Annotated in this window: 34 protein-coding genes and 1 tRNA gene; 16 read left to right on the forward strand and 19 right to left on the reverse strand. The window is 61.1% G+C overall.

Going from position 1 to position 22,523, the window contains the following annotated elements; genetic code table 11:
* Positions 1 to 51 precede the first annotated feature (51 nt).
* From EB230_RS17165 to EB230_RS17190, 6 genes are all read left to right on the forward strand, one after another.
* Positions 52 to 357, forward strand: a complete 306-nt coding sequence (locus EB230_RS17165; protein ID WP_172373326.1) for a hypothetical protein — start codon at positions 52 to 54, stop codon at positions 355 to 357.
* A gap of 99 nt (positions 358 to 456) precedes the next feature.
* Positions 457 to 533, forward strand: a tRNA-Met gene (locus tag EB230_RS17170).
* A gap of 29 nt (positions 534 to 562) precedes the next feature.
* Complete coding sequence (locus tag EB230_RS17175) at positions 563 to 841, forward strand: hypothetical protein (protein WP_172373327.1); 279 nt, start codon at positions 563 to 565, stop codon at positions 839 to 841.
* Positions 841 to 2,364 carry an SGNH/GDSL hydrolase family protein gene (locus EB230_RS17180; protein ID WP_172373328.1) on the forward strand — a complete coding sequence of 508 codons (1,524 nt, stop codon included), beginning with the start codon at positions 841 to 843 and terminating at the stop codon, positions 2,362 to 2,364. The genes EB230_RS17175 and EB230_RS17180 overlap by 1 nt, the downstream gene beginning before the upstream one ends.
* A 43-nt stretch (positions 2,365 to 2,407) precedes the next feature.
* On the forward strand, positions 2,408 to 2,695 hold the full coding sequence (locus EB230_RS17185; RefSeq protein WP_172373329.1) for a hypothetical protein: 288 nt from the start codon (positions 2,408 to 2,410) through the stop codon (positions 2,693 to 2,695).
* Positions 2,696 to 2,755: 60 nt separating this feature from the next.
* A complete protein-coding gene (locus tag EB230_RS17190; protein ID WP_172373330.1) occupies positions 2,756 to 3,007 on the forward strand; it encodes a hypothetical protein in 252 nt (83 codons plus the stop codon).
* Here the strand turns inward: EB230_RS17190 and EB230_RS17195 are convergent.
* The 17 genes from EB230_RS17195 to EB230_RS17275 all read right to left on the reverse strand — a co-directional run bounded on the left by EB230_RS17195 (position 3,004) and on the right by EB230_RS17275 (position 10,661).
* A complete protein-coding gene (locus tag EB230_RS17195) occupies positions 3,004 to 3,858 on the reverse strand; it encodes a hypothetical protein (RefSeq protein ID WP_172373331.1) in 855 nt (284 codons plus the stop codon). The two genes, EB230_RS17190 and EB230_RS17195, sit on opposite strands and share 4 nt — an antisense overlap.
* A 274-nt stretch (positions 3,859 to 4,132) precedes the next feature.
* Positions 4,133 to 4,309 (reverse strand): hypothetical protein, encoded by a 177-nt coding sequence (locus tag EB230_RS17200; protein WP_172373332.1) that lies wholly within the window; start codon positions 4,307 to 4,309, stop codon positions 4,133 to 4,135.
* A gap of 95 nt (positions 4,310 to 4,404) precedes the next feature.
* Entirely contained in the window at positions 4,405 to 4,752 is a 348-nt protein-coding gene (locus tag EB230_RS17205) for a hypothetical protein (RefSeq protein WP_172373334.1), read from the reverse strand.
* A gap of 3 nt (positions 4,753 to 4,755) precedes the next feature.
* Complete coding sequence (locus EB230_RS17210; RefSeq protein ID WP_172370957.1) at positions 4,756 to 4,965, reverse strand: hypothetical protein; 210 nt, start codon at positions 4,963 to 4,965, stop codon at positions 4,756 to 4,758.
* Between the two features lie 11 nt (positions 4,966 to 4,976).
* Positions 4,977 to 5,216 (reverse strand): hypothetical protein, encoded by a 240-nt coding sequence (locus EB230_RS17215; RefSeq protein WP_172373336.1) that lies wholly within the window; start codon positions 5,214 to 5,216, stop codon positions 4,977 to 4,979.
* Positions 5,217 to 5,273: 57 nt separating this feature from the next.
* Positions 5,274 to 5,591, reverse strand: coding sequence for a hypothetical protein (locus tag EB230_RS17220; protein ID WP_172373338.1), 318 nt, complete (start codon positions 5,589 to 5,591; stop codon positions 5,274 to 5,276).
* A 488-nt stretch (positions 5,592 to 6,079) separates the two neighbouring features.
* Complete coding sequence (locus EB230_RS17225) at positions 6,080 to 6,373, reverse strand: hypothetical protein (protein WP_172373340.1); 294 nt, start codon at positions 6,371 to 6,373, stop codon at positions 6,080 to 6,082.
* A gap of 41 nt (positions 6,374 to 6,414) precedes the next feature.
* Entirely contained in the window at positions 6,415 to 6,849 is a 435-nt protein-coding gene (locus tag EB230_RS17230; protein ID WP_172373342.1) for a hypothetical protein, read from the reverse strand.
* A 171-nt stretch (positions 6,850 to 7,020) separates the two neighbouring features.
* A complete protein-coding gene (locus EB230_RS17235) occupies positions 7,021 to 7,332 on the reverse strand; it encodes a hypothetical protein (RefSeq protein ID WP_172373344.1) in 312 nt (103 codons plus the stop codon).
* 4 nt (positions 7,333 to 7,336) lie between these two features.
* Positions 7,337 to 8,200, reverse strand: coding sequence for a DUF6011 domain-containing protein (locus tag EB230_RS17240; RefSeq protein WP_172373346.1), 864 nt, complete (start codon positions 8,198 to 8,200; stop codon positions 7,337 to 7,339).
* 97 nt (positions 8,201 to 8,297) lie between these two features.
* On the reverse strand, positions 8,298 to 8,486 hold the full coding sequence (locus EB230_RS17245; RefSeq protein WP_172373348.1) for a hypothetical protein: 189 nt from the start codon (positions 8,484 to 8,486) through the stop codon (positions 8,298 to 8,300).
* A gap of 62 nt (positions 8,487 to 8,548) precedes the next feature.
* A complete protein-coding gene (locus EB230_RS17250) occupies positions 8,549 to 9,010 on the reverse strand; it encodes a hypothetical protein (protein ID WP_172373350.1) in 462 nt (153 codons plus the stop codon).
* 89 nt (positions 9,011 to 9,099) lie between these two features.
* A complete protein-coding gene (locus EB230_RS17255; RefSeq protein WP_172373352.1) occupies positions 9,100 to 9,420 on the reverse strand; it encodes a hypothetical protein in 321 nt (106 codons plus the stop codon).
* Positions 9,417 to 9,980 carry a hypothetical protein gene (locus EB230_RS17260; RefSeq protein ID WP_172373354.1) on the reverse strand — a complete coding sequence of 188 codons (564 nt, stop codon included), beginning with the start codon at positions 9,978 to 9,980 and terminating at the stop codon, positions 9,417 to 9,419. Before EB230_RS17260 ends, EB230_RS17255 begins: the two co-directional genes overlap by 4 nt.
* Before the next feature lie 11 nt (positions 9,981 to 9,991).
* Positions 9,992 to 10,237 carry a hypothetical protein gene (locus tag EB230_RS17265; RefSeq protein WP_172373356.1) on the reverse strand — a complete coding sequence of 82 codons (246 nt, stop codon included), beginning with the start codon at positions 10,235 to 10,237 and terminating at the stop codon, positions 9,992 to 9,994.
* Complete coding sequence (locus EB230_RS17270) at positions 10,234 to 10,497, reverse strand: hypothetical protein (RefSeq protein ID WP_172373358.1); 264 nt, start codon at positions 10,495 to 10,497, stop codon at positions 10,234 to 10,236. Before EB230_RS17270 ends, EB230_RS17265 begins: the two co-directional genes overlap by 4 nt.
* Positions 10,494 to 10,661 carry a hypothetical protein gene (locus EB230_RS17275; RefSeq protein ID WP_172373360.1) on the reverse strand — a complete coding sequence of 56 codons (168 nt, stop codon included), beginning with the start codon at positions 10,659 to 10,661 and terminating at the stop codon, positions 10,494 to 10,496. Before EB230_RS17275 ends, EB230_RS17270 begins: the two co-directional genes overlap by 4 nt.
* A gap of 522 nt (positions 10,662 to 11,183) precedes the next feature.
* On the opposite strand from EB230_RS17275, the gene EB230_RS17280 reads away from it, so the two are divergent.
* The 3 genes from EB230_RS17280 (at position 11,184) to EB230_RS17290 (ending at position 13,386) form a co-directional block, all read left to right on the forward strand.
* Complete coding sequence (locus EB230_RS17280) at positions 11,184 to 11,411, forward strand: hypothetical protein (protein ID WP_172373362.1); 228 nt, start codon at positions 11,184 to 11,186, stop codon at positions 11,409 to 11,411.
* Positions 11,412 to 11,420: 9 nt separating this feature from the next.
* Positions 11,421 to 11,969 (forward strand): phage tail protein, encoded by a 549-nt coding sequence (locus EB230_RS17285; RefSeq protein ID WP_172373364.1) that lies wholly within the window; start codon positions 11,421 to 11,423, stop codon positions 11,967 to 11,969.
* Positions 11,970 to 12,423: 454 nt separating this feature from the next.
* Positions 12,424 to 13,386 carry a glycosyltransferase family 4 protein gene (locus EB230_RS17290; RefSeq protein ID WP_172373366.1) on the forward strand — a complete coding sequence of 321 codons (963 nt, stop codon included), beginning with the start codon at positions 12,424 to 12,426 and terminating at the stop codon, positions 13,384 to 13,386.
* Here EB230_RS17290 and EB230_RS17295 read toward each other — a convergent pair.
* On the reverse strand, positions 13,383 to 14,282 hold the full coding sequence (locus EB230_RS17295) for an ATP-dependent DNA ligase (protein WP_172373368.1): 900 nt from the start codon (positions 14,280 to 14,282) through the stop codon (positions 13,383 to 13,385). The two genes, EB230_RS17290 and EB230_RS17295, sit on opposite strands and share 4 nt — an antisense overlap.
* Positions 14,283 to 14,429: 147 nt before the next feature.
* On the opposite strand from EB230_RS17295, the gene EB230_RS17300 reads away from it, so the two are divergent.
* Complete coding sequence (locus EB230_RS17300) at positions 14,430 to 15,218, forward strand: hypothetical protein (RefSeq protein ID WP_172373370.1); 789 nt, start codon at positions 14,430 to 14,432, stop codon at positions 15,216 to 15,218.
* A 92-nt stretch (positions 15,219 to 15,310) separates the two neighbouring features.
* Here EB230_RS17300 and EB230_RS17305 read toward each other — a convergent pair whose 3' ends face one another.
* Positions 15,311 to 16,111, reverse strand: coding sequence for a DUF3489 domain-containing protein (locus EB230_RS17305; protein WP_172373372.1), 801 nt, complete (start codon positions 16,109 to 16,111; stop codon positions 15,311 to 15,313).
* A gap of 90 nt (positions 16,112 to 16,201) precedes the next feature.
* Between EB230_RS17305 and EB230_RS17310 the strand changes: the two genes are divergently transcribed.
* Genes EB230_RS17310 through EB230_RS17335 form a run of 6 tightly spaced genes read left to right on the forward strand, consistent with a single transcriptional unit; the run spans position 16,202 to position 22,493 of the window.
* Complete coding sequence (locus EB230_RS17310) at positions 16,202 to 16,765, forward strand: hypothetical protein (protein ID WP_172373374.1); 564 nt, start codon at positions 16,202 to 16,204, stop codon at positions 16,763 to 16,765.
* Positions 16,759 to 18,714 (forward strand): phage terminase large subunit family protein, encoded by a 1,956-nt coding sequence (locus EB230_RS17315; RefSeq protein WP_246738806.1) that lies wholly within the window; start codon positions 16,759 to 16,761, stop codon positions 18,712 to 18,714. Before EB230_RS17310 ends, EB230_RS17315 begins: the two co-directional genes overlap by 7 nt.
* A gap of 5 nt (positions 18,715 to 18,719) precedes the next feature.
* Positions 18,720 to 18,935 (forward strand): hypothetical protein, encoded by a 216-nt coding sequence (locus EB230_RS17320; protein ID WP_172373375.1) that lies wholly within the window; start codon positions 18,720 to 18,722, stop codon positions 18,933 to 18,935.
* Positions 18,935 to 20,464 (forward strand): phage portal protein, encoded by a 1,530-nt coding sequence (locus EB230_RS17325; RefSeq protein ID WP_172373376.1) that lies wholly within the window; start codon positions 18,935 to 18,937, stop codon positions 20,462 to 20,464. Before EB230_RS17320 ends, EB230_RS17325 begins: the two co-directional genes overlap by 1 nt.
* A complete protein-coding gene (locus tag EB230_RS17330; RefSeq protein ID WP_172373377.1) occupies positions 20,454 to 21,824 on the forward strand; it encodes a S49 family peptidase in 1,371 nt (456 codons plus the stop codon). Before EB230_RS17325 ends, EB230_RS17330 begins: the two co-directional genes overlap by 11 nt.
* 24 nt (positions 21,825 to 21,848) lie before the next feature.
* Positions 21,849 to 22,493, forward strand: a complete 645-nt coding sequence (locus tag EB230_RS17335) for a head decoration protein (RefSeq protein WP_172373378.1) — start codon at positions 21,849 to 21,851, stop codon at positions 22,491 to 22,493.
* Positions 22,494 to 22,523 lie beyond the last annotated feature (30 nt).

Raw genomic sequence — 22,523 nt, forward strand, 5'->3', positions numbered from 1 at the left:
AATTCCCTTGGCATCAACCCTCGCCAATTCCGGCGAGTAACGAGGAACCAGATGAACAAGACCAGATTCCTTATGTCTGCACTTGCCGTTGTCGCGCTCGCCTTTTCGGTATGCTCGGCACCGGCGGCCGAGTTCGAACGCGTCACCATCGCATCCGTCAGCTATGAACAGCCGCCGCGCGCTGTTGCCGGTGCAGCCGACTTCGACTTCGCCATCATGACGGCATCCGAAGACGCGGCGCGAATGCCTATCGCAGCCGGCGCCAGGCGTCCCGCCGTCGCAACGTTTGCCCTCTACCGCATCGCCAAGCCGGCCGCCGGCTCGCATCGCCCCTACGCCGTGCCCTGGCAGGCCTGACCGCCTCGGATTACAGGATACGGAGTAAAGCCCGGCAGCGATGCCGGGTTTTTCGTGTCTAGCGTTGACATATTGCAAACGACTCGGGCTTAGTCATCCGGCGGGGTAGCGCAGTCTGGTAGCGCAATCGGTTCATGCCCGGTAGGTCGGCGGTTCAAATCCGCCTCCCGCAACCAATTCGCCCCGAGGGGGCAAGGGGAACGTTATGGCGACAGCAACATTTGCAACGGACCTTGCGGCGGGCGCTTGGACTCAAATCGCGGACGGCGCCACCTCGAAAACGGTTTGCATTCAAGCCGCGCAGATCCCGGCGGTAGCAATCGCCATCGCCGCCGCCGCCCCTCTCATCGGGTCCGCCGCCTTCGTGGTGCTTTCGCCATACAGCGACCGCGCGCTCACCCTTGACATCATTGCCGGCGACAAGGTTTTCGCCCGAGGGCTGGACCGGGCCTCGCAAATCCGTGGCTACACGGTCGGGGTGTAATGTTCGGGCTCCCTTCGCCCTTTAGCAATTCCGGCCTCGGGCGCGGGCTGGCTTTATCGCCGAAGTTGACAGGTCCGGTGGAACTAGCCGGCCCCGCTCTTGTGCTGCCCGCCACGGGGGCGGGCGGGGCAATCTATTCGACCAACGCGGTTGCCGGGTCCGCCCTGGCGTGCTGCCGCATCGTTCGCGCTTCCGATAGCGCTGAAATGGATATCGGCTATCGGGCGATCAGCCGCAAAATCGATATCGCCGCCGCCATGGCCTTCAAGGCTTCGCCGTCCGATGTGATCATGGTCAAGACGTGGTATGACCAAAGCGGCAACGGCAACCACGCCACGCAAGCGACGCAGCTCAACATGCCTCGGCTGTTGCCGGACCGGAACGCCATCGTTCTCGGCAGTAGGCGGGCCGACAATACCTTGGCGAATGCGATCCCGCGTTTCATGAACATGCCGGCGGGTGTGGCGATCGATCGTCTCGGAAACACCAAGCTTGCCGTCTTCGCCTCGTCAGTCTCGCTTCAAGGTCTGACGGCATACGAGTTTCCGGCAACCGCTCAATCCGACACGTTGCTGCTATCGTCCAGTAGCGCGATGTCAATTCGCTGGTATCCGGGCGCCGTCAATGACAAAACGCCCGTCGCTAAAGCCGTTCCCGAATTCTACGGCATGAGCAGCGGCGCCGCCGGAAGCGGCATCTTCCGCACAACCGGCGCGAAAAGCACGGTCACCGCTCCGGTCGCTCTTGCGATGGCCGGCGGCTATATCGGTTACACTTCTGTTGCCAGCCCTTGGAACAAAGCCGGGCGGCAAGATTATTCGTTGCTTGCGATCTATCCGAGCCAGTTGACGGACACCCAAATAACCGATGCCAGGACTGCGGCAATTGCTGCCTTCGGCGTCCCGACCAGCTTTGACAACAATTTCGCTTTCGTCGGCGATAGCATAACCGAGGGTGTCTATACGGACGATAACAAGACCCTCCCGGCCTTGGCTATGGCCCAGGTGACGGCAACGAATAAGGCTATTTGGAACCTCGGAATCGCCGGGCAAACCATGGCCCAAATCATCACCGGGCGGGCCGCTCGCGAGGCCATTCTGTACAGTGGCGCGATATCCGGCAAGAACGTGTTTCACCTATGGGCAGGAACAAATGACATCGTGGCGGGCACCGGCGTCGCCGCCGCCGTCATGGCAAATATTCAAACCTGGGTGGCGGCACAGAAGGCCCTCGGGGCAAGCGTCCGCATCGTTGTTGGAACGTGCCTTCCGAGGGTAGCGTTTGGCGCGGCGGGTAGCGCTAAGGATCTCGACCGCCAAGACCTCAACACCCAAATACGGAACAACGCGGCGGCCAACGGCTACACCGTGGCCGACTTCGCGGCGGACGCGGTGCTAGGCCTCATCGCCACCACGGCGAACACGGCGATCTACCCGGATGGAACGCACCTATCAGCGGCGGCGTATGAACAGTACGCGGCCCCTATTACTGCGGCCGCAATCGGAACCGCCCTCGCGGCTTAGTGAGGCCTTGCAAGACCTGGCGAAACGACGCTACGGTCCCGCGATGAAAAAGATCCTCGCCGCACTCTTCGCCGTTGTCGCCACCTCGGCGGCTGCAGATGAAATGACGATGACTCCCGCTATGACAAAGGCCGCGACGGCCTTGATACAAGAGCAGGGTTTCAATTGCCCCATCGTCAAGATGGTGTCCCGAAAGGGGCCAGGCGCCCGAGGTGCCGTTATGAAGGTGTGGTGCGGCCCCGATGACGGCAGCGACAACGTTTATTCCGACTTCACTTTCCGGCTCATCGCTAGGCCTAACGGCAACTTTGAGGTCGCGGAATGGCAGTAGACGCTTGACCGATGTTCCTGGTGTGTTCACATAGGAATAAATTCAGTCGGGTGATCTTGGATGCCGAGGCGATGGGCCAATGAGGTCGAGCTTGCCGCGCTCATACTGGCGCGGGCCAATGCGGGGAAGCGGGTGACGCTATCGGCGGATACCGCATTGTTCGTCGGCCTCAAGCTCATAACGGCCTCGGCGAAACCCACCGCCGCCGAGGTCGCGTTTATGATCTGCGATAGCAAATGTGAGCGGCCTTGCTACCCGTGCCAGGGCAAGGCGAACGCCATAGTTCGGGCCTACGGGCAGCGCGCCGGCTAGGCTGCGGCCTCGCGTATCGCGTTGAGGCGGCCCGCGAGCTTGCCGACCTCTTCCTGGCGCTTGCACCGCTCCCGATCAATGGCGATGTCTACAAGGCCGTGCAGGGCTCGCCCTTCGCTCGGGTGCCCGGCATCCTTAAGCACCGCGCGCACCGCGTCACATTCGGCGATGACATCGGCGAGCGCCAGCTTGCAAAGGTGGTCGGCGGAATCCGCGGTGCTTTCCTGGCCCGGCGCCGTGACCTTATAGCCGCACTCGGAAAGAGCCTGTAGCACCAAGTCCGTTGCGGCATATTCCATGCTCGGGCCTATGGGTTGATCGCCGCGAGATTGCGAGCGGTTCCGCCGCCGAACCGCCGAGCCGATGGCGATGCAGATATCATCGACCACGTATGGCCCGACCTCGGCGTAGTCCGGGTCGGCGATTATCGGCCCAGGTCCGGCACGCAACACCGCTTCGCGGTCCTCGGCGGACAGATCGGGGATCAAGGGAGCCGGACGCTTTGCCCGTCCATATTGTTGGCAGAACAGCGGCGAGGGTGGCGACGGATCGAAGGGGCCAGCCCGCATCAATTCTTGGAGATCCCGGTCGATGCTGGCGCCGTTGTGGCCCCATGCTGGTTTCAGCAACAGAACCATGGCGACAAGCTTGTCATGCGCGGCCAGGGCACGGGCTACAGCGGCGGCGCGCTCCTGTGCGTCATCGCCTACCATCATGGCAACGACCCCGCTGTCCGCCGTCACGTAGGCGTTGCGGGTGCCTGGAGCCGTTGCCAGCGAGCCAGGGAACACCTTGGACATCGGGGCATGGTCACCGCTCAACGATTCCTGCACCGCTTGGGATGCGTTCATGATCTTTCTTCTCCTACGATGGTGAGACGGCCGGCGCGGGCCATGGTGCTGATTTCGCAGATATCCCGCCACGCGCACCCGAAACCGAGGTGGACCCGAAGGCCGCGCGGTCGGCCGAAAAGGGAGTCGACGCGGGAAGTATGCTCGACCCGCTCGCCCTCGGCTGTAATCCATATGGGGCGCTCGCTGGTGAAGCCTGGCGCTCGGGTCCAGCCCTTGTCGACGCGAGCAACGTTCTCGGCGTGCATCGCCGGGCAGAACAGAACAGCGGGGCTCATAGCGGGGCGCCGAAGAGCATGGCGCCGAGCGGGACACCAAGCATGAAGGTTCCGAGGAAGAGGGCGAGGCCGGCGGACCCGAGGCCGAGGCGGAACAAAAGCGTGGCGAGATCCGCGCCGCTGAATTCGTGTTCCGCCAGCTCGGCGTCGGTGAAGTGGTGGGACTTGTTCATGCGCTTTCCCCGTTTTGATAACGCTACGAGTATCATGACGTTTGCATTTTGCAAACGCTTGGGCCACGAAAAAGGGCCGCCCTCGGCCCTCGTTTTCAGTCTTTGCGGCCGGCCTGCCCGTGATTGCTGAATTCGTAGTCGCTGCCATCGCCCGCGTCCGTCCCGCCCCGACAGTCTTTCTCGCTCAAACGTTCGTAACTCGCCGTTTGCCCGTCGACAGCGGTGAGGCCGTAACCGCTCGGCATCCGGGCCAGCGCGGCGACGATTTGGGAGGGCTTATTGACGGCGGCGAGCAAGAATTCCCAAACGTCCGGGTCAACGATCAACCCGCCGCTTTCGTCGGTGATGATGACGGGATCGCCATTGGCGTCGACTAGGTCAGTCATGCCGAGGGTGTAGGCGCGGCGCCAGGGCAGAGGCGCGGATTCCGGGGGGTTGATCATATTTCACCTATCTGCCGAGATAACTGGCGCCATGGAATAAGACCCGTGAGGCTTCACGGTTTCGGACCCGCCATAGGAACCGATGCGAAGGGTTTTGCCATCGACCGTCTTGATGGTCTTGGCGGTGCGGGAAGCAACGGTGATCGAAAACCAGCAATTGCTATCGCAGATTGAGCGGGTCTTGTAGGTCTTTCCGGCTTCGAAAGCGATCATTTTCGTTGCTCCTAAAAAAGGGAAAGCTGGACGGATGCAGCGGCGCGGATCGCCCGCTTCGCCAGGTAGGCGGTTGCCGCCTCGACCCGGTAGGCGCGTTCCGAGATCGCCGCCTCGATGTCGATTGCGTCCGAACGTTCCGCCCTGAAAATCCAGCCCGCGACCTCGGCGGGCATGAGCTGGCAGAGGTAGACGCCGTCGCGGTAAATCGCGGTGCGGGTCTTGGAAAGCTTTTCAGTTGTGTAGGCCACGGCGTCATTCCCTTGTTTCTAAGAGAACTATACATCACGAATATCGTCATGCAACCGCTAAATTGAGAATTCTCGATCTATTTCAACGTGTTCTGCCGGCCACATGGCGACGCAGTCGAGCGGGCTATTCTCGGGAACACCAGACAGAAAACAGCCGTACCTATCGAAGGCGCCGACACCCTCGGCGAAGAACCATGCGGAGCGTCCGACCGCGTCTTCGGTAGCGCCGTCCTCTTCGTCTCGGAACGGTCGGAACGGTCCGATCTTCATGCCGCCCCTGCCGACGAAGCTGCCGCCAGTGTAAACGCTGACTGCTTGCCCGCACCGCTGTTCGGTGATCGTCTGGTAGGTCTTATGCGGGCTGGCATGTGTCACGGCTGGTTCCTTTGGCGCACGCGGCGCCGGCTTTAGAAAGATCATGCACGCTAGGCAGGCCAATGGACGGCCAGCCCTTGGGGGTAGGAATATGTTCCTGTTCTGTTCGTATATCGGGTTTGAGCATAACTCAAGAAAAATCGTCGTTCTTATACGATCAGCCGAGCTAAACTTGCATCGAACCGCATTCCGAGTTGGGGCATCGGCACCAAGCCGGGGGTTAGCAACTTGTCGAGACGACAAGCCGGCACGCCTTTAGCCGCTTGCGCAGCATTGGACATACGCGCGCCGCCCCCGGCCAAAGCCATGGGGTGCGCGGCGCCGCCAAGCGTCACGCTGTCTCGGCGCCCAAAGGCGCCATAGTCTCGATCCGGGTTGCTAAGCCCGGAGAGGTAACTATCACAAAGCCGTGACGCCGCAATGTGGATAAGATGACAGTGCACAGGTTGTAACAATTCGTGATGCAACCTTAAGAAAAGCTAAGTACTTCACGCGTCGCTAATATGGCTTAAGGCGATGCAGCCGCCGCCACCGGACACGAAAACAACGGCGGTGTGACCTCTTAGGATCTCGGCGGGCGCCTTGATGACGCGAAGCACCGGGGCGCCTTCACGCGGACCCGTCCAACACCGGATGACATCGCCGACCGCATGGGTGGCGTTGAACGCGTCGCACGCCGCTTGCATCGCGGCTTGCGCCTCGGCGGCCTCTTTCTGGCGTTCCCGAGGGGTGAGTGCGGTTCCGCATGTCCGGCACCGCGCCGTTGCGTTCGGCGCGATCATGAAGCACTCGGGGCAAATCTTGCAGGGGATATCGCGCCGGCTCATGATGCCACCTCGGCGCGGCGCATCGCGTCTATGGCGTCAACCAAGGTGGCGCCATCATAGGGGCGGCCACAGGGGGAACCATCACGCATCCGTTGCGCGGTGTAGCCGTCAACGACATAGAGGAATTCGACGGAGCCGTGCAGCGTGTGTTGTTCCTCAAGCCAGGCGAGGCGGGCGGCGTCCGCATCAGGTTCGGGGAAGAGCACGGCGCGGAACTGGTCGCGCACGGCGCGGTTCGCTTCCGTGGCCTCAAGCTCGATTGAGATATGATCCCATTGCGTCCGGTGCGGCTTCATGTGCCAAACCATGGCGGCGAACACCGCGACTTGATCGCTCGAAGACATCGCGGCGAACACCTCGCCGAAGGCTTCCGCGTCCGCCTCTATGAACAGCGGCCGGCTACTCGATACGTCAACCTTGATCTTTGTCATTTCAATAGCCTCGGCTCGGGTTGTCGCAATATCCGCTGCGATCATAGTGTTGATGGAAGCGCCACCATCCGGTTCGGGAGGCGTCAACGACGCGGCGTAGCTCCCCGTCATACATTTCGACCTCGCCGGGGATCTCGGCGGGCTCGCTCGGGGCGGCGGGCTCGGCCATGGTCATGCCCCGAGGATGGCGCGGCGCATCCGCAAAATCTGTTCGTAGGTGAGGTCGGAAACGAACCTGTGATGAGCGGCGGCGACCTCGGGCCTGCCCTGGCGTTCGAAGGTGTGGCATTCCGCGAGCATGGCGTTGCGCACCTTCGCGGCGAGCAAGGCGTGTTCCGCGCTTCGGACTTCGGTATCGGTAAGTTCTATCGGGGACAGTTTGCCCATGTGGCGGCCTCCTAGTGTCCAGTTGCGAATGATGGGCGCGCCCCCGCCAGGTTTGCGAAGGGCGCGGCCGATGGCTTGAAATTCTTTGATCGTCATGGGGCTAGATGCCCCATTTCGTGGCACAGATCGGACCGATGCCGGCTTTGACTGATTCCGGGTCGGTAAGCTCGCGGCCACAGCAACCGCATTCCCCGGTGGACCGGCCGTAGTCGGTGGCGGCCTTCATCGGGTCCGTCGCGATGGCGCAAAGCAGGGCCAGGGTATCCGGCGCGGCTTCCCGGCGGGCTTCGAACTTGCCGGCAACGATCTTGCCCACATAGGCACCGGCGAGCGCCTTGTCGGTAACGTAGAGGGTGCCGGGGTGCTGTTTCGCTGGCTTGATGACGAGGCGCGAGGTGCGGAACACCGGCTTTTTCAGGCCGGCTGCAGTGGCGGTTGCGAAAAGGGCAGTGATACGATCAACGCCGACCTCGCCGGACTTCCCCGCGTTCTCGGCCGAGCGGGCAGCGGCACGGGCGGCTTGCGCTTCCTTCACCTTAGCCAGCGATGCCAGCGCGGCGACGACCTGGCCGTCTGTCAGGGTGCCATACTCTTCGAACTTGCCGAGCAATTCGCGGGCGAAGTTATGCCAGGAAGAAATTTCACGAAGGCCGGCCATCAAGGCGGGATTCGCGGAAGCAAACTCGGCCTTTCGTTCCGCCAGGTTCACCGCCTTCGTTACCTTGCCCTTGGCGGCGGCGGCAACACCCTTGGAAACCTTGCCCTTGCCCTTGCAGGCGAAACAGGCCTTCCAATCGTAGGACCGGGCCGAGCCCCATTGGCCGGAACCTTTGCACTTCGGGCAGGGGAACAAGGCGTCGCCGCCGTTGGCGAGGTGGGCGGCGGCGCGGATCGCCTCGGCGGTCTCGCGGACCACAGGGGCCGAGGTGTTCGGGTCGGTGTCAAAGTCTGCAAAGTCGATCATGGCGGGTTCCCGTTTGCGTTTCGATAACGCTATATACATAGCGAATATCATGTTTGCAATACGCAAACGATATGAGCGTGATCTTTTTTCGGGCGAGCTAGACCAGCGCGCCCACGATGTCGCCGGCTACCAGCTTCGATTTCTTGGATTTGTTCTTGATCGCCTTCCGAGCCAGGGCGTCGGCCACGGCTTGAATATTAATTGTGATCTCGATGTTGCGGCTAACAAAGCTCTTGGTGCCGTCATCCCAAACGCGGACGGCACGCTTAAAGGTGGGGTTTTGCATGGTGGGACTCCTGGTCGGTTGAGAAGGGCGAGGGCGGCGAGGTCGGCGCCGCCCCGTGGGGCTCACTTCTGGATTGCGGGAAGGATGACGGCGCCCGAGGTCTTCGCGGCGAGCTTGCGGGCGAGGTCGTGGCGGCCGCACCATCCCAGGTTATGCCAGATCGTCCAGTCGGTGGCCTCGATACGGGCGAGGTGAGCGGCAACCTTGGCCTCGGCGTATTCGGCGGCAGTGGTGGCGCCGGCCAGGTTTCCAATCGCCTCGGCGACGTCTCGGGCCTGGCGGTCGGTGTCCGCGCGGTAGTGCTCAAAGCTCATGAGGTTTTCGTGACGGCCGTCGCGGATGCAATCGAGGTAGTATTGACCATTCTTGGCATGAAAGCCGCGAGCGCTCTTCGTGGTGGCGGCCTCAACCGCTGCAACCTTGGAACGCTGGTAAACAACGGTGTGGGTGTAGGTGCGGTCGGCGGTGGTGCGCTTGTGCTCAACGCCGGCCGGGTCAATCGCGGTGTAAATGGTCTTAGGCATGTGGGCTTCCTCGTTTGCGGTTTCGATATGCATGATATACGCTATGAATATCGTGTTTGCAATACGCAAACGGTTGATTGTTGATCTTTTTATGTGACGGCCTCGGCCTTCGCGATGGCGGCGACAAGCGCGGCGATCCTTCGTTCGCAGTAGGTTGTAGCCGGGGCGCCTGGCTTAAGCTTGGTGCGCCGCGCCAGCTCGGCGGCGAGACAGCTTTTCGCGGCGGCCAGAAGCTCGGGGGCAGCGGCCATCAAATTGCCATCGGCGACGCGGTCGCCCCATTCGTAGGCCTCGCCCTCGGCGAAACGGCGTTCCGTCCAGATCGCGAGCCCGTTGTGCAGGTCGGCGATCCATGCGCGGTGTTTCCCATCGGCCCCGGCGACCCATGGGCCTTGTGTGTGCTTGCTCATGCGCGGGCGCCCTGCATGATGTTGGCAAGGTGAATAAGCAGCTCGGGATCGAGCAAGGCAACGAAGCGGATGGCATGGGCATCCTGGCCCTTGCCCTCAAGTTGCATCCGGTCCGCCGCATGTTCGATGGCGTGACGGATACGGGAGACGTGAGCGGCGCGCCACCTCGCCTCCGTCGCCTCTTCGGCGGCGGTGTAGGCGGCAACGGCGGCCCGAGCTAAGGCACCATCGGCGATGGCGGCGCGGATCGCGGCAACGATGGGGGCATGAGCCTTCGCGTGCTGGCTCACGGTGCGGTGCGGGAAGGACTCGGGGTTTTTGCGGCGGGTCGAGCCCTCGCCGAGCCATTCCGGGGCAACGCTGTTTTTGTGAATGAAGGCGTCGGGGCCGATGACGGTTCCGGCGGCTTCAAGCCAGACGAAGAATCGCGCGGGGCCATCGGTCCATTTCGCCAGAATGCGGGAGTGCTCAACTAATTCGCCCATCGCTTGGATTTCGAAGGCGGGCAAAGGGCGAGGTGTGGCGCGGCGAAGCGCGGCGGGGCTGTAATCTTGGCTCATGCGGGTTGCTCCTAGTGCTTGGTTGCGGTGGCGAAGAGGGCGAGGGCGGCGTTGATGCCGGCGGCCTGGTAGACCGGTGTTCCCGCTACAGAGGTGTAAGCGACCTCGATAATCCCGGCGGCCTTTGCGGCGCGGAACGCGGCGGCCGAGGCGGCGCGGCCGAACTGCCAGGAAAACAGGGCGGGGACCAAGCGGGCTTGCCCGGAGGCAACGGCGGCGCGGATCTCGGCGAGGGCGGCGGCTGTTGCGGGGCTCATGGCTTCACCTCGGCGAGACGGTCATAGATGCAACGATCATCGGTGTAGCCGCCCACACGGTAGCGGGCCGCGTTGCCCTCTTCCGTCTCGCCCTTGAGCGTTGAGACGTAGAACACGGCGCCCTCGGCCACGATGACGACATGCCCGAACGTGGTTTCTTCCGACCAGTAGGGGAGGCCGTAACCGTCAATCTTCTGGACGGGCTCGCGGAAACGCTCGATCTCGATTGCAGTGATTTTGCAGTAGCCGGCGGCGTTCATGCGGACACCCTGGCATCAACAAGAGCGGTGACAGCGGCGGAATGCAGCGCGTTTGCCTCGGCGCGGGTGAGGTTGAAATAGGTTTCAATCTCGGCGAGGCGGGAAACTTCCATGCAGTTGGTCGAGGCGCGAGCCGCCCAGGTCGCGGCCTCTTGCTTCGTCATCGTGGCGAGCTTAGCGCGGTTCGGGCAGTCGGAACGGGTAGAGAAGTAAATCATTGCCGGGGCTCGTCGTTTGCGTTTCGATAACGACGATATACGCTGCGAATATCGATGGCGCAAGCGGAAAGTTTGCAAAACGCGGACAATTCGGCGATCCCAGGCGCGATTTCCGCATACATCGGCAAAAATACACCCTGAAATAGGGCCTGAAATACACCTAAGTCGCTGTAATCGTTGCGCTTATATAATGTATGGATTTTTGCCCGAAAACATAGAGCTATACATGCATAGCGCATAGCGGGAGCGCATAGAGGCATGCGTATAAAGCTCTATTTATATATATATTTTCATACAAATACATTTATATATATAGAACAGGGGTTTAGCTGTATTTTTGGGGTGTATGAAGCGCCTTTTAGGAAAATAGACCTAATACACCTTTCGCGAAGCGGGACCGTTGACGAACAGCAAACGATTAGGCTTTATGTGCGGACAGCCCGACTCGTCCGAAGAGGAATTCCTGTAATGGTTGACTTGATCCGCAACATGGTTGTTTCCGATAAGGGTTCCGCGCGCCAGTTCCTCAAAGGGCCGGTGCCTTCGGACATCGGACCCGGCACGCTGGACCGGTTGCGCCGTGCCGGTGCCATCGCTGCCGAGGTTGATGAGATCGCCGAGGTCGCGCCTGCCCCGAAGGGCAAGGCGAAGACGGACGCGGGGCGCCTTGTCCCCGAACATGGCTCCGGTCCGTAATACCCCATCATGTCCGACCTAGAGATCAAGGTTGATTGGCAAACCGCAGAAGTCAAAGCCTTGATGAGACGGTTGCAGCCCCCGAGGCTGAACCAAGCGCTGTCAGTTGGTGTAAACACGACAGCGAAACAGGTCCGCACCTTCGCGGCTCGCACCGTAGCGAAGGCAGGCGGATTGAAGCGAGGTGATGTCGATCCCTCGATCCGTATCTTCCCGTATTCGCAGCCCTCAACCCTCACCGCTACAGTGCGAGGCAGTGGGCGCCCCATAGCGCTGGTGAAGTTCGCGGCGAGGCAGACGAAGCCAGGTGTAACCGCGAACGCCTGGGGGGTCCGCAAGCTCTACAAGAACACATTCATTGCCACGATGAAGTCGGGGCACCGGGGGGTATTCGTTCGGGAGACGAAGAAACGAAACCCGATCAAAGAACTATGGGGTGCCGGTGTCACCCAGGTAATGAGCCAAGCGATCACGATGGGGCAGATCGAGGTTGATGCACAAGCCCGCCTCACCGCCAACGTGGTCAGGCAGTTGAAGCGATACGCCTTCAAGGGTTAAGGGTTGAGCCATCAATTATATTGATGACTGCGAATGATGCGTCCTCATTGATCCCCGTTCCCAATACGATCAACACACCTCGGCCTCATCACGAATATCATAATGATTTCAATGGCTTATGAAATTCGAAGGTACTTCCGGGGCGGGTGTCATGTGAGGGGAGCGCTGCATCGCACGTTCTTGCTAGCGACAGAAATCCCGAAAAGCATATCCGAACTATTCACCCCGAATAGAAGCCATCGCTTTTTCGAATGCGTCCAAGGTACCGCGGGCTTTCTTCCCCGGCGGAATTCTTCAATCCGATCAATCTGTTGAGGTAGGGGTGGGACGTGAGGCCACGGCTGTGACGATATGCGCGTCAGAAATGGCTATGTGTTGCCGCCTCGAATTCTTGCGCTTGCAACCGTGCAGAAATATTATATGACGTGCCGCCAAGCAAAAGTACAGAAGATCAATGATCCATTTATTCAACGGGTTTCAAGACCAATTTGGGGGCAGCGATCTTGAGACTCTGGACCTCTATCATTTGTTGAGACGGGAAGCCGAGGTGCGGCTTTGGGCGGCATCCTCAAGGGCTTCCGCCGAACTGAAACGCCGGTATCCAATTCGTCGGATCTCGCCGCTTTCGCGAAGCGTGCCCGATGGCGGCACCTATGTATTTCTCGGCGCGCATTGGCGAAACAAGGTATGGCCTTATCTCATTCCGAAACCGCGCCGGTTGATCTATGTCTTCAACACCTTTCACCCGAAAGTCATCGAGCTAACGACGCGCATGCCTCGCATGCTTGGCTGGCCGGCCGCCGAGATGGTGCTGATTTCCGATTTCCAAAAGCGCTTGCTGCAAATCGAGGGCACCGTGCATCCCTCGCCGATAGATATCGGGCGGTTTTCGCGCGGCCCCTCCAAGCCGGAAAGACCTTTCACAGTCGGTCGGTTGAGCCGTGACGCGCCCGGCAAGCACCATGCGGACGACTTGCCACTCTACCGGGAACTGCTAGCGGATGGCGCCGCCATACGAATCCAAGGCGGGATGCCGATCAAGGACAAGCTCGCCCCGCACCCGCTGCTCGCGATCCTGCCGCAGGGGCAGTTTCCCGCCGAACAGTTTCTATCACAGGTCGACGCCTTCTATTATCGGACCGACCCGCATGTGGAGACGTTCGGGCGGGTGGTATTCGAAGCGATGGCTTGCGGCTTGCCCGTGGTCTGCCATTCGCATGGCGGCTATTCCGATCATATCAGGCATGGCGAAAACGGTTTCCTGTTCGAAACAACGGAACAGGCGGCGCGAATACTGGCTGACCTCAAGGCCGACCCGGCGCTACGGGCAGCGGTCGGCCTCAAGGCACGGCAGACCGTTGAGCAGATGTTTTCGCCCCAGGCACAACGGGAGCGGCTAGATTTCTACCTCCGCTAATTGACCGTTCCTGATCCTTTGTCGCCATCCTCCAAAAGAGCTTTCACAGATGCGTGCCGCAAAATCTCTTCGCCGCGCAAGTGCTTCACGGTCGCCATCAAACCCGGCTTGATCCATTGAGTCGAGGGGTGCCGTTTGTTCATGTAGGCGTCGGGCGGGGCGCCGCCAGCCTTGGCCTGGACCCGCTGCCAGAGACGTTCGCGCATCTCGCCGCCGAGGGTGACGAATGCGGAGCCGACATACTTGCGGGTGCCCGGTTCCGCGAATAGGGCCATGGCTGCTTTACCCCGCTCCCGCTCGACCCCGATGAGTTCAAGATCACTGTACATATAGCTTTTGATCTTCAACCAATTGGTGGTCGGACCGCTGCGATAAACGCTGTCCGCACGCTTCGAAACCATGCCCTCAAGCCCTGCCTGGTCAATGAGGTAGAAGATCGATTTCGCGTCGCCTGGCAACGTCTCGCTGAACTGAATCCGGCTGTTCGGCTTCATGATGCTGTAGAGCATTTCACGGCGCGCTTTGCAGCCGATGTCGCGGAGGTCGTGGCCGTTTAAGTGCAGGATATCGAAGGCGCCGAGGATGGCGGTATAAGGGTCTTTGTGAATGATGCTTTGCAGCTTGTGGAAATCCGGCTGCCCCTTCGCGTTGGTAGCAACCGCCTCGCCGTCTATGATCGCGGACTCGACGCCAAGCTCGCGCGCCGCTTCAATGACGCCAGTATATTTCGCGGTCCAGTCCGCGCCGCTACTTGAGTAGGCGCGGATATCATCGGGGCCGTTGATAACGATTTGGGTTCGGTAGCCGTCAAGCTTGATCTCATGGGTCCAGCCATCCCCAAGAGGCGGGCTGTCTACAAGCTTGGGCCTCATCGGCGGGATGAAAGCTAAACGCATGAACTGACTCATGAAAACACGATTCAATCAGCATTAGCTAAAATAGTTCCAGATCCTTTGCCCTGCCAGGGGGCGCGGTGCTAAGCGTGGCCGCAACGCCCTATAATTTAGTGGACGACCGGCCGCCCGGGATGCAAAAGGGTCGGCATGGGTGACAGGCTTGGCTACATCGCTTTTGGCGAGGATGAACTGTATGCGCGCGGAGCGCTCTTCAGTGCGCTGCGGTTGCTGCACTTCTGCCCCGACGCCAAGATCAAGGTCTTGACCGACCGGCCCAAGATTTTCAGTGGATACCCTGTCGAGACCATCGAATTGACCGCTGCGCGCATGCGCGAGATGTCTTTCGGCGATCGATATCTGTTCGGGATTAAGGCCGCCGGCATCATCCAGCTATTGCAGGACTGCGACCGCCTGTTTTTCATGGATACCGACATGTACACGGTCGGAGACATCTCCCGATGCTTCAAGAAGATATCGCCGACCCATTCCGTGATGCGCAAGTGCGAGGGAAGGCCGAAGAAGGAATACCGCAGTCTCGCCGGCAAGGGGCTTAAGCTTGGCGATCAGGTTCTAACCGGCGAAGAGCCCATGTGGAACAGCGGCGTTCTTGGCGTCCACAGCGCCAACATCCCAGCTCTAACCGACGCCTATCATGCCATCGAACGAATGATTGGCGTCGTGAAGGTCCACACTCCTGAGCAGTTTTGCATCGGCATAGCGCTTTCCCAAGGCGGCCGGTCGATCAGCGGCCATTGGCTCCCCATCCGCAACTACAACACCAGGGGCAGGAAACTTTTTGCCAGACAGCGCATAGACGCGTTCTTTCAGAGAATTGGTCAGCTTGGTGTCCGCGAACAGGCCGAACAGGCGGCCCGATATAGGGTTTGGAGAGCGCCGACCGACCTGTTCATGCAGCGGGGCATCTGGCATTTCTAGATACTCAGTCGATAAAAGCGTAGGCGAACGCCTCGACCAGCGCCTGCCCTCGGCCGATGGCCTTGACCCGGCGCCCCGCCATTCCACGGCCGCTACTGCGACGCGGGCGCTCGTGCCTGTACCTCGGCCGCCGGGATCACATAGCGGGTTTCTTCGCCCTTGATCTTTTTCGCAACGATGTTGTGGCCGCGCTTCCGAAGCGTGCCCGCGATGTAGCCGCGCAATGTGTGGGCCTGCCATTCGGTGGCCGCCATGAGGTCGCGAAGGGTGGCACCATCCGCCGTGGAAACAAGTTCAATGATCGTGTCGGCCTTGGTTGTCTTCGCCACCTTCGCCGGCTTCGGTTCCGCCGCGCGTGCAGCTCGGGCGGCGCGGCGCGCCGCGATCTCTTCCGGCGTTGACTTCGTGAGGGGGAGATCAGCAACAGCCGCCTTCATCGCGGGGAGGGTCATCGTACGGGGATCTATCACCTCGGCTTTGTGGGCCTTGCTGGCGACCGCCGCTTTCATGGCGGGGAATGACATCACCACGGCGCCGGCCTCAATCGCGTCGACGGCCGCTTGCTGGTATGGGCGAAGCGCCGCCACCTTGGCGACCTCTGCTTCGATGCCTTCGCCGGTTTCGCCGCCGGAAATCGTGGTGTGGCCTTCGATGCGCGCTGCCGTCACCTCGGCGAGCTTGCCGTTGACGTATGCCGTTGAACTGATCTCTTCGGGGATGCCGGTCGCCAGCACCTTGGTCGGGGCGGCGACGCCGGGATACCATTCGGCCTTGCCCTCTGCCACTTCGATAGGGCAGCGCTCGACGGGCTCATCGGCGATGTAGCCGGGAAACTTTGCCGCGAGCTGGCGGGCGAAACGCTTCGCATTTGACTTGACATTGTACGACTTCATTGTCGGTTCCGATTCAGCTAGAGTGTTTGCAATTCGCAAACGATATGTAGCGCGTAATATGCGCCATGTATATAGCTAGGATCAGAAATAGTGAGCGGCAGGAAGAAACTCGCGGGCATCAGCCTTGCCGCTTTTGCCCGAGAAATGGGCGTTACGCCTAACGCGGTGCGCCAAAGAGTGCAGCGGGGAAGCCTCGCCGGTTCCATCTTCCCCGATGGTTCCGTTGATTCCGTGGCGGCTCGGGTCCAATGGTTTGCAAATAGCAATCCAAACCAGCAACGCCGCAAGGTGGTTCCGAAGACTTCGAAGCTTTTTAAGTCCGGCGAAGAGGCCACGGAAAACAGCGAATACGACCTCAAGGTCGAGCGGATGCAGGTCGACCTTGAGGCCGCCAAGATCAACCTTGAACGGCTTAAGGAAACCACGGTCGACAGGGAAGAGGCGAGGCGCGCGATCCGCTCGCTTATGCGCGTCTTCCGAGCCGCCATGTTGAATTTCGCGAACCGCTACGCGTCCGATATCTCGGCGGTGGTCGAGGCCGACCCGGTCCAGCTTGCCGGTGCCCTTGAAGAGCACATGCGCCTCGCCCTGGCCGAACTGGCGAAGACGCGGGCACCGATGGACGCCGGCACCTTCGGGGACTCCGAGTGCTAAGCGAGGGCGCATTTGAATACCTGTTTGAGGAAGGGATCGCGGCTATCGAGCCGGACCCGCCTTTCACCGTTTCGGAATGGGCGGACGAACACCGCTATCTGACTTCGGTTTCGTCTTCCGAGCCGGGCAAGTGGCGGACCTCGCGCACCCCATACCTACGCGAGATTATGGACTCGCTGTCCACCTATTCGGCGATTGAAACCGTAGCGCTCATGAAGGGCGTGCAGATCGGCGCCTCGGAAGGCGGGTTCAACTTCGTCGGCTACACAATCCACCATTCGCCTGGGCCGATTATGTACGTGCTGCCCACCATCGACATGGCGAAAAAGTTTTCAAAGACCCGCATCGACCCGATGATTGCGGAAAGCCCGGCGCTCGCCGAAAAGATCAAGCCGGCCCGCTCGCGGGACTCCGGCAACACCGTCATGCAGAAGGATTTTGACGGCGGCGCCTTGTTCATGACGGGCGCGAATTCGGGTTCCGGCCTTCGCGGCTCCCCGGTGTCCCGCTTGGTGCTGGACGAAGTCGACGCCTACCCGGCATCAGCGGATGACGAAGGCGACCCCGCGATGCTGGCGATCAAGCGAACCGCGAACTTTCCGCGCCGCAAAATCTTCATCACCTCATCGCCAAAGCTCAAGCTCAACAGCCGCATCGCGAAGTCATTCGCCGAGGGCGACCAGCGCTATTACAACGTGAAGTGCGAGAAGTGCGGGACGGCACAGCCTATTGTATGGGCCGCGATCAAATGGGAGCCGGGGCACCCGGAATCCGCGGCTTTCGTCTGCCAGGCCACGGACCCCGTAACCGGCGAGTTTTGCGAACACCGGCATACCGAAGCCCGCAAAAAGTTTCTGCTATCGGAAGAGCGCGGCGCCGCCTGGGTGCCGACCGCTACACCGATCCGCCCGAACATTCGCAGCTATCACCTTTCCGCGCTGTATTCGCCTTGGTTCAAGTGGGCGGAATGCGTGTCTGAATTCATGGCGGCAAAGGACGACCCCGCGCTGCTGCAGATCTTCATCAACACCGTTCTCGGCGAGCCCTGGGAAGACACTGGCGGCGAGAAGGCGGACCCCGACACGCTCATGGCGAAGCGGGAAGTATTCTCGGGTTGCCCCGCCGGTGCCGCCTTGCTCACCGCTGGCGTTGATGTCCAGCCCGACCGCCTTGAGGCCGAGGTCGTAGCATGGGGCCGCGATGAGGAATCATGGTCCGTTGACTATCAGATCTTTATAGGTGACCCGTCTCAACAAGAGGTTTGGGATCAACTTGACGATTATCTGTTTCAGCGCTTCCCGCACCCCGCATTCCCGAACGGGATGGCGATAGCGGCGACCTCCGTCGATACCGGCGGCGCTAACACGCAAGACGTTTACCGGTTCGTCAAGCCGCGTGAGGGTCGCCGCATCTGGGGTATCAAGGGCTACGCGGGGCGCCGGCCGGTGTGGCCGAAGCGGCCGACCCGAAACAACAAGGGCAGGATCAACCTTTATCCTATCGGCGTGGACAGCGCGAAGGAAACGATCACGAAGCGGCTTGAGAAAACCGGGGCGCTGGTCAGCGGCGCCGGGGCCTGTCACTTCCCGATGGAACGCGACAAAGAATATTTCGATCAGTTGACGGCCGAGATTAAGAAAACCCGCTACGTCAAAGGCTTCAAAGACGTGTATTGGTGGAAGCCTGACCACGCCAGGAATGAGGCGCTTGACTGCCGCGTCTACGCCTACGCCTCATTGCAAGGGTTGATCGCCGCCGGCTTCGTCTTGAACCGGGAGGCCGCCAAGATTGAACGGATGCTTTCCGAGCTTGGCGTCGCACCCGCCGAACCCGAGCCCGAGCCCGGCGAGGATGACGCCGGTTCGCAACATCGTGGAATCACGCCGCCGAAGGCCGGTGTTAAGGTGAACCGGAAACGCCGTCGCGTCGTCGGCAGTCCGTTCATGTGATATCAATGACCGATTTGGAATTGCTACAGGCACAAAGGGCGGCGCTGCTTAAGGCGATGCGGTCGGGTGCGCTCATCGTTCGCCACGGCGACAAGAGCGTCCAATATCGCAGCATGGGCGAAATGAAAGACGCGCTCGCCGATATCGACAAAGAGATCGCGGCACTGGAAGGCAAGCCCAAGAACCGTGTGTTCTACCTAGATATTCGGCGGGGCTATTGATGAGCATTTTTTCCGGCATCGGCACCCGTGTCGCCAGCGCGTTTCGATTGAACGGCGGCGGCAACAATACGTTTGAGGCCGCCGGAAACGGCCGGCGCTTGCGCGGCTTCAACCCGTCTCGCAACCATATCAACGTCGCGATCCGCGCCGCCGGACCGAACCTGATAGCCCGCGCCCGATGGCTGTATGAGAATGACGGTTACGCCGGCAACGCCATTGACGAATGGACAAGCCACGCCGTTGGTGACGGCATCAAGCCTCGGCCCCGGCTCAAGAAAGAGCGCAAGGCACAAAAGGCCGCATTGCTCGCCCTGTTCACGAAGTGGACGGACGAAGCCGACGCCGAGGGGATGACCGACTACTATGGCATCCAAGCCAAGGCGGCCCGCGAAGCCTACATGGCCGGCGAATGTTTCATTCGAATCCGCGCTCGGCGCCGTTCCGATATGTGGACGGTCCCTTTTCAGTTGCAGTTGCTCCCGGCGGAAATGCTCGACCTCGCCTTCACGGCCAGTCTGCCCGGCGGTAATTTCATTGTGGCCGGGATCGAATTCAATGCCATCGGCGCCCGCGTCGCTTATCACTTCTGGCGCTTCCATCCGCACGATATCCGGCCGCCGATGGCGACGGCCAGCCGTGACCGGGTACGGGTGCCAGCGGCCGAAGTGCTGCACGTTTTTGACGGGCGCCAGGGCGGACAGATTCGCGGCGTGCCCCGCGTGGCCCGCGTGCTGGTCAAGATCTTCGGACTCGAGGTCTACGACGACGCCGAAATCGCGCGAAAGAACAACGCCGCCTTGTTCACGGCGTTTCTTATCGGTCGCGGTGAAAACCCGATCACCGTCAACGATGACGAAGGCACCGAAGAATATGACGCGCCAATCGCCGGCATGGAGCCCGGCGCAATCGTTGACCTCGGCAACGACAAAGACATCAAGTTTTCTTCGCCCGTGGAAGTTGGAGGGTCTTATGAGGCCTTCCAATATCGCACGACCTTGAAGATATCGGCGGGCCTCGGCGTGCCGTATTCCATTGTTACCGGCGATATGACCAAGGGCAACTTCTCCAACGTCCGCACCGCCATTGTCGCGTTTCGGCGCCGGATTTCGCAGTGGCAGAATCATACGCTGATCCATCAGCTTTGCCGGCCCATCTGGATTGCTTTTGTTGAGCGCGCCGTGATGGCCGGTCTTGTGGACCTTCCCGGCTATGACGTGGACCCGACCGAATATTGGGCTTGCGATCACTTGCCGCCCCGGCAGGAATGGCTTGACCCCGCAAAGGATATCGCGGCCGAAAAGGACGCAATCAAGGGCGGCCTCAAGAGCCGGACGCAAAGCATTGCGGAACGCGGGTACGACCGCGAAGACATGGACGATGAGATCGAGGAAGAGCGCGCCGAGGCGGCGGGCCGAAAGATGCCACTTGTGTTCGACACAGATGGCAGCGTGCCGGCGCCGAGCCCCGCACCTGGCGCCCCGGCTCCCGTCGAAGACAACAACCCGGAGGATCTTCAAAATGCCGCGTGATCTCCCGCTAGTTGCCAGTTTGCTTTTCGACACGCCGCTGTTGATCCATCGTGGCAAGGCGAACACCATCCTTAACGCGATTGGGCCGCGAATCCTCGACGGCCTCGCGGTGTCGGCAAGCGAGCTGCCGCGCGCTCCTCGCGAGGCGCGGGCAGGGCAGGGCCGAGCCTTCCGCAGTGGCGGCTACATGGCCGACAACGGTATCGCGGTGCTTCCGGTCTTGGGAACACTGATCCGGCGTGGCTCATGGATGGACTCGGAGTCCGGGCTTACCAGCTATTCCGCGCTGGCCGATGCGGTCACGGAAATTATGTACGACCCGGCGGTGCGCGGGCTCATGCTCGAGGTGGACTCACCCGGCGGCGAAGCGAACGGCTGCTTTGACCTGGCGCGCTTCATTCGTAGCGCCAGCGAGGCAACGGGAAAGCCCGTTTGGGGGCACGCGAACGAAGTGGCGGCCTCGGCCGGCTACGGCGTCATAAGTGCGGCGTCTAAAATTTGGGCTGCTACCACAAGCGAACTCGGTTCCATCGGTTGCCTCGCCGCGCATGTCGATGTCAGCGAAGCCGACAAGATGGCGGGCGTTCGCTGGACGTATATTTTCTACGGTGCCGAGAAGGCGGACGGCAACATGCATGAGCCCTTGAGCAACCGTGCCAGGGACGCGGTGCAGGCCGATGTTGACGCCCTCGGCGAAATGTTTGTGCAGCTCGTTTCGCAACATCGTGGAATCGACGCCGCAAAGATCCGTGCTACGGAAGCTTGCATGTATCGCGGTGTTGATGCGGTCGAGTCTGGTCTAGCCGATAACTCCGGCACCTTTGACGAAGCCCTTCAAGCATTTGCCGATAGCGTTGACGATTTGCAAACGGCATCGCCGCAAGTGTTGTCAAAATCGAAATTGAAAGTTGGACTCATGACGAAGGTTCTTTCCGCCGCCGAGAAGACCGCAGCCGAGGCCGAGACGGCCCGACTCGCTGCCGAGGCCGAGACGGCGCGCGTTGCAGCCGAAGCCGAAACCGCACGGATTGCAGCCGAGGCCGAGACGGCCCGACTCGCTGCCGAGGCGAACGCCACGGACGCCGAGAAGGCCACCAAGGCCGAACGTACCCGATGCGAAGGCCTCGCCTCCATCACTGCCCAGGCGGACCGCCTCGGCGTCACGTTCAACGTGACCGAAGCAATCACCAAGGGCATGAGCGTCGCCGACGCCCGCTCCAAGGTTCTGGACGCCGCCGCCGCTGGCGATGCGGCGCCCGTTTCCACCATCGCGCAGCCCAAGGCGATCGCCGAGGCGAGCAAGGTTCTTGACGCGGGCCAAAAGGTTTCCGCGTGGGCAAAGGCAATGAAGCGCCGGTAAGCGCGTCAATAGGAGTCGACCGAAATGACAACCGTTCTTTCTGAAAACCGCCGCGCCGGTGCCTACATCGTAAGCGAGTCCGATGGCGCGACCGGCGGGATGCGTTCCCGTGACGCTGGCTCCCTCACGGGCGCCGCCAAGCTGGTCGACGGAACCGTGCTCGGCCAGATTGCAGTTGCCGCCGCCGTTGCTGCCGCCAAGGCCGGCAACACCGGCAACGCCACGATCAGCGCGGTTGTCACCGGCCCCGGCGCGAAAGCCGGCGTCTATTCCGTGGAATTCACGGCGGCGACCAAGTTCGACGTGACCGACCCGGACGGCTTCAAAATCAAGTCCGGTGCCACCGGCGCCGCTTTCGCCGACGACCTCGGCTTCACCATCACGGTCGGCGCCACCCCGATGGTTGCAGGTGACGGATTCAACATCACCGTGGCCGCCGGCTCCAAGAAATTCAAGGCGTTCGACCCCGCCGCCGTGGACGGATCGCAGAACGCCCGCGCCGTTCTCTTCGGCAACGTCGACGCCACTCTCGCCGACAAGAACGTGGTCGTTTCGATGCGCGAAACCGAAGTCAACGCAAACGAACTCACCTGGCCCGCCGGCATTTCGGCACCGAACAAGGCGACCGCAATCGCGGCCCTCGCCACCAAAGGAATCATCGTTCGCTAAGGCAGCGACGGGGAAAACGGGGAACTCGCA

Source organism: Mesorhizobium sp. NZP2234 (genome assembly GCF_013170765.1).
Taxonomy (GTDB): domain Bacteria; phylum Pseudomonadota; class Alphaproteobacteria; order Rhizobiales; family Rhizobiaceae; genus Mesorhizobium; species Mesorhizobium loti_D.

Bases quoted from the DNA above. Each gene is read 5' to 3' on its own strand.
- EB230_RS17265 (WP_172373356.1), bottom strand. From the start codon at position 10,237: ATGAGCCCCGCAACAGCCGCCGCCCTCGCCGAGATCCGCGCCGCCGTT.
- EB230_RS17185 (WP_172373329.1), top strand. From the start codon at position 2,408: ATGAAAAAGATCCTCGCCGCACTCTTCGCCGTTGTCGCCACCTCGGCG.
- EB230_RS17250 (WP_172373350.1), bottom strand. From the start codon at position 9,010: ATGCCTAAGACCATTTACACCGCGATTGACCCGGCCGGCGTTGAGCAC.
- EB230_RS17255 (WP_172373352.1), bottom strand. From the start codon at position 9,420: ATGAGCAAGCACACACAAGGCCCATGGGTCGCCGGGGCCGATGGGAAA.
- EB230_RS17280 (WP_172373362.1), top strand. From the start codon at position 11,184: ATGGTTGACTTGATCCGCAACATGGTTGTTTCCGATAAGGGTTCCGCG.
- EB230_RS17230 (WP_172373342.1), bottom strand. From the start codon at position 6,849: ATGACAAAGATCAAGGTTGACGTATCGAGTAGCCGGCCGCTGTTCATA.
- EB230_RS17320 (WP_172373375.1), top strand. From the start codon at position 18,720: ATGACCGATTTGGAATTGCTACAGGCACAAAGGGCGGCGCTGCTTAAG.
- EB230_RS17305 (WP_172373372.1), bottom strand. From the start codon at position 16,111: ATGAAGTCGTACAATGTCAAGTCAAATGCGAAGCGTTTCGCCCGCCAG.
- EB230_RS17330 (WP_172373377.1), top strand. From the start codon at position 20,454: ATGCCGCGTGATCTCCCGCTAGTTGCCAGTTTGCTTTTCGACACGCCG.
- EB230_RS17165 (WP_172373326.1), top strand. From the start codon at position 52: ATGAACAAGACCAGATTCCTTATGTCTGCACTTGCCGTTGTCGCGCTC.
- EB230_RS17300 (WP_172373370.1), top strand. From the start codon at position 14,430: ATGGGTGACAGGCTTGGCTACATCGCTTTTGGCGAGGATGAACTGTAT.
- EB230_RS17240 (WP_172373346.1), bottom strand. From the start codon at position 8,200: ATGATCGACTTTGCAGACTTTGACACCGACCCGAACACCTCGGCCCCT.
- EB230_RS17290 (WP_172373366.1), top strand. From the start codon at position 12,424: ATGATCCATTTATTCAACGGGTTTCAAGACCAATTTGGGGGCAGCGAT.
- EB230_RS17175 (WP_172373327.1), top strand. From the start codon at position 563: ATGGCGACAGCAACATTTGCAACGGACCTTGCGGCGGGCGCTTGGACT.
- EB230_RS17225 (WP_172373340.1), bottom strand. From the start codon at position 6,373: ATGATCGCGCCGAACGCAACGGCGCGGTGCCGGACATGCGGAACCGCA.
- EB230_RS17275 (WP_172373360.1), bottom strand. From the start codon at position 10,661: ATGACGAAGCAAGAGGCCGCGACCTGGGCGGCTCGCGCCTCGACCAAC.
- EB230_RS17295 (WP_172373368.1), bottom strand. From the start codon at position 14,282: ATGCGTTTAGCTTTCATCCCGCCGATGAGGCCCAAGCTTGTAGACAGC.
- EB230_RS17260 (WP_172373354.1), bottom strand. From the start codon at position 9,980: ATGAGCCAAGATTACAGCCCCGCCGCGCTTCGCCGCGCCACACCTCGC.
- EB230_RS17270 (WP_172373358.1), bottom strand. From the start codon at position 10,497: ATGAACGCCGCCGGCTACTGCAAAATCACTGCAATCGAGATCGAGCGT.
- EB230_RS17245 (WP_172373348.1), bottom strand. From the start codon at position 8,486: ATGCAAAACCCCACCTTTAAGCGTGCCGTCCGCGTTTGGGATGACGGC.
- EB230_RS17210 (WP_172370957.1), bottom strand. From the start codon at position 4,965: ATGATCGCTTTCGAAGCCGGAAAGACCTACAAGACCCGCTCAATCTGC.
- EB230_RS17285 (WP_172373364.1), top strand. From the start codon at position 11,421: ATGTCCGACCTAGAGATCAAGGTTGATTGGCAAACCGCAGAAGTCAAA.
- EB230_RS17195 (WP_172373331.1), bottom strand. From the start codon at position 3,858: ATGAACGCATCCCAAGCGGTGCAGGAATCGTTGAGCGGTGACCATGCC.
- EB230_RS17200 (WP_172373332.1), bottom strand. From the start codon at position 4,309: ATGAACAAGTCCCACCACTTCACCGACGCCGAGCTGGCGGAACACGAA.
- EB230_RS17325 (WP_172373376.1), top strand. From the start codon at position 18,935: ATGAGCATTTTTTCCGGCATCGGCACCCGTGTCGCCAGCGCGTTTCGA.
- EB230_RS17190 (WP_172373330.1), top strand. From the start codon at position 2,756: ATGCCGAGGCGATGGGCCAATGAGGTCGAGCTTGCCGCGCTCATACTG.
- EB230_RS17205 (WP_172373334.1), bottom strand. From the start codon at position 4,752: ATGATCAACCCCCCGGAATCCGCGCCTCTGCCCTGGCGCCGCGCCTAC.
- EB230_RS17335 (WP_172373378.1), top strand. From the start codon at position 21,849: ATGACAACCGTTCTTTCTGAAAACCGCCGCGCCGGTGCCTACATCGTA.
- EB230_RS17235 (WP_172373344.1), bottom strand. From the start codon at position 7,332: ATGACGATCAAAGAATTTCAAGCCATCGGCCGCGCCCTTCGCAAACCT.
- EB230_RS17180 (WP_172373328.1), top strand. From the start codon at position 841: ATGTTCGGGCTCCCTTCGCCCTTTAGCAATTCCGGCCTCGGGCGCGGG.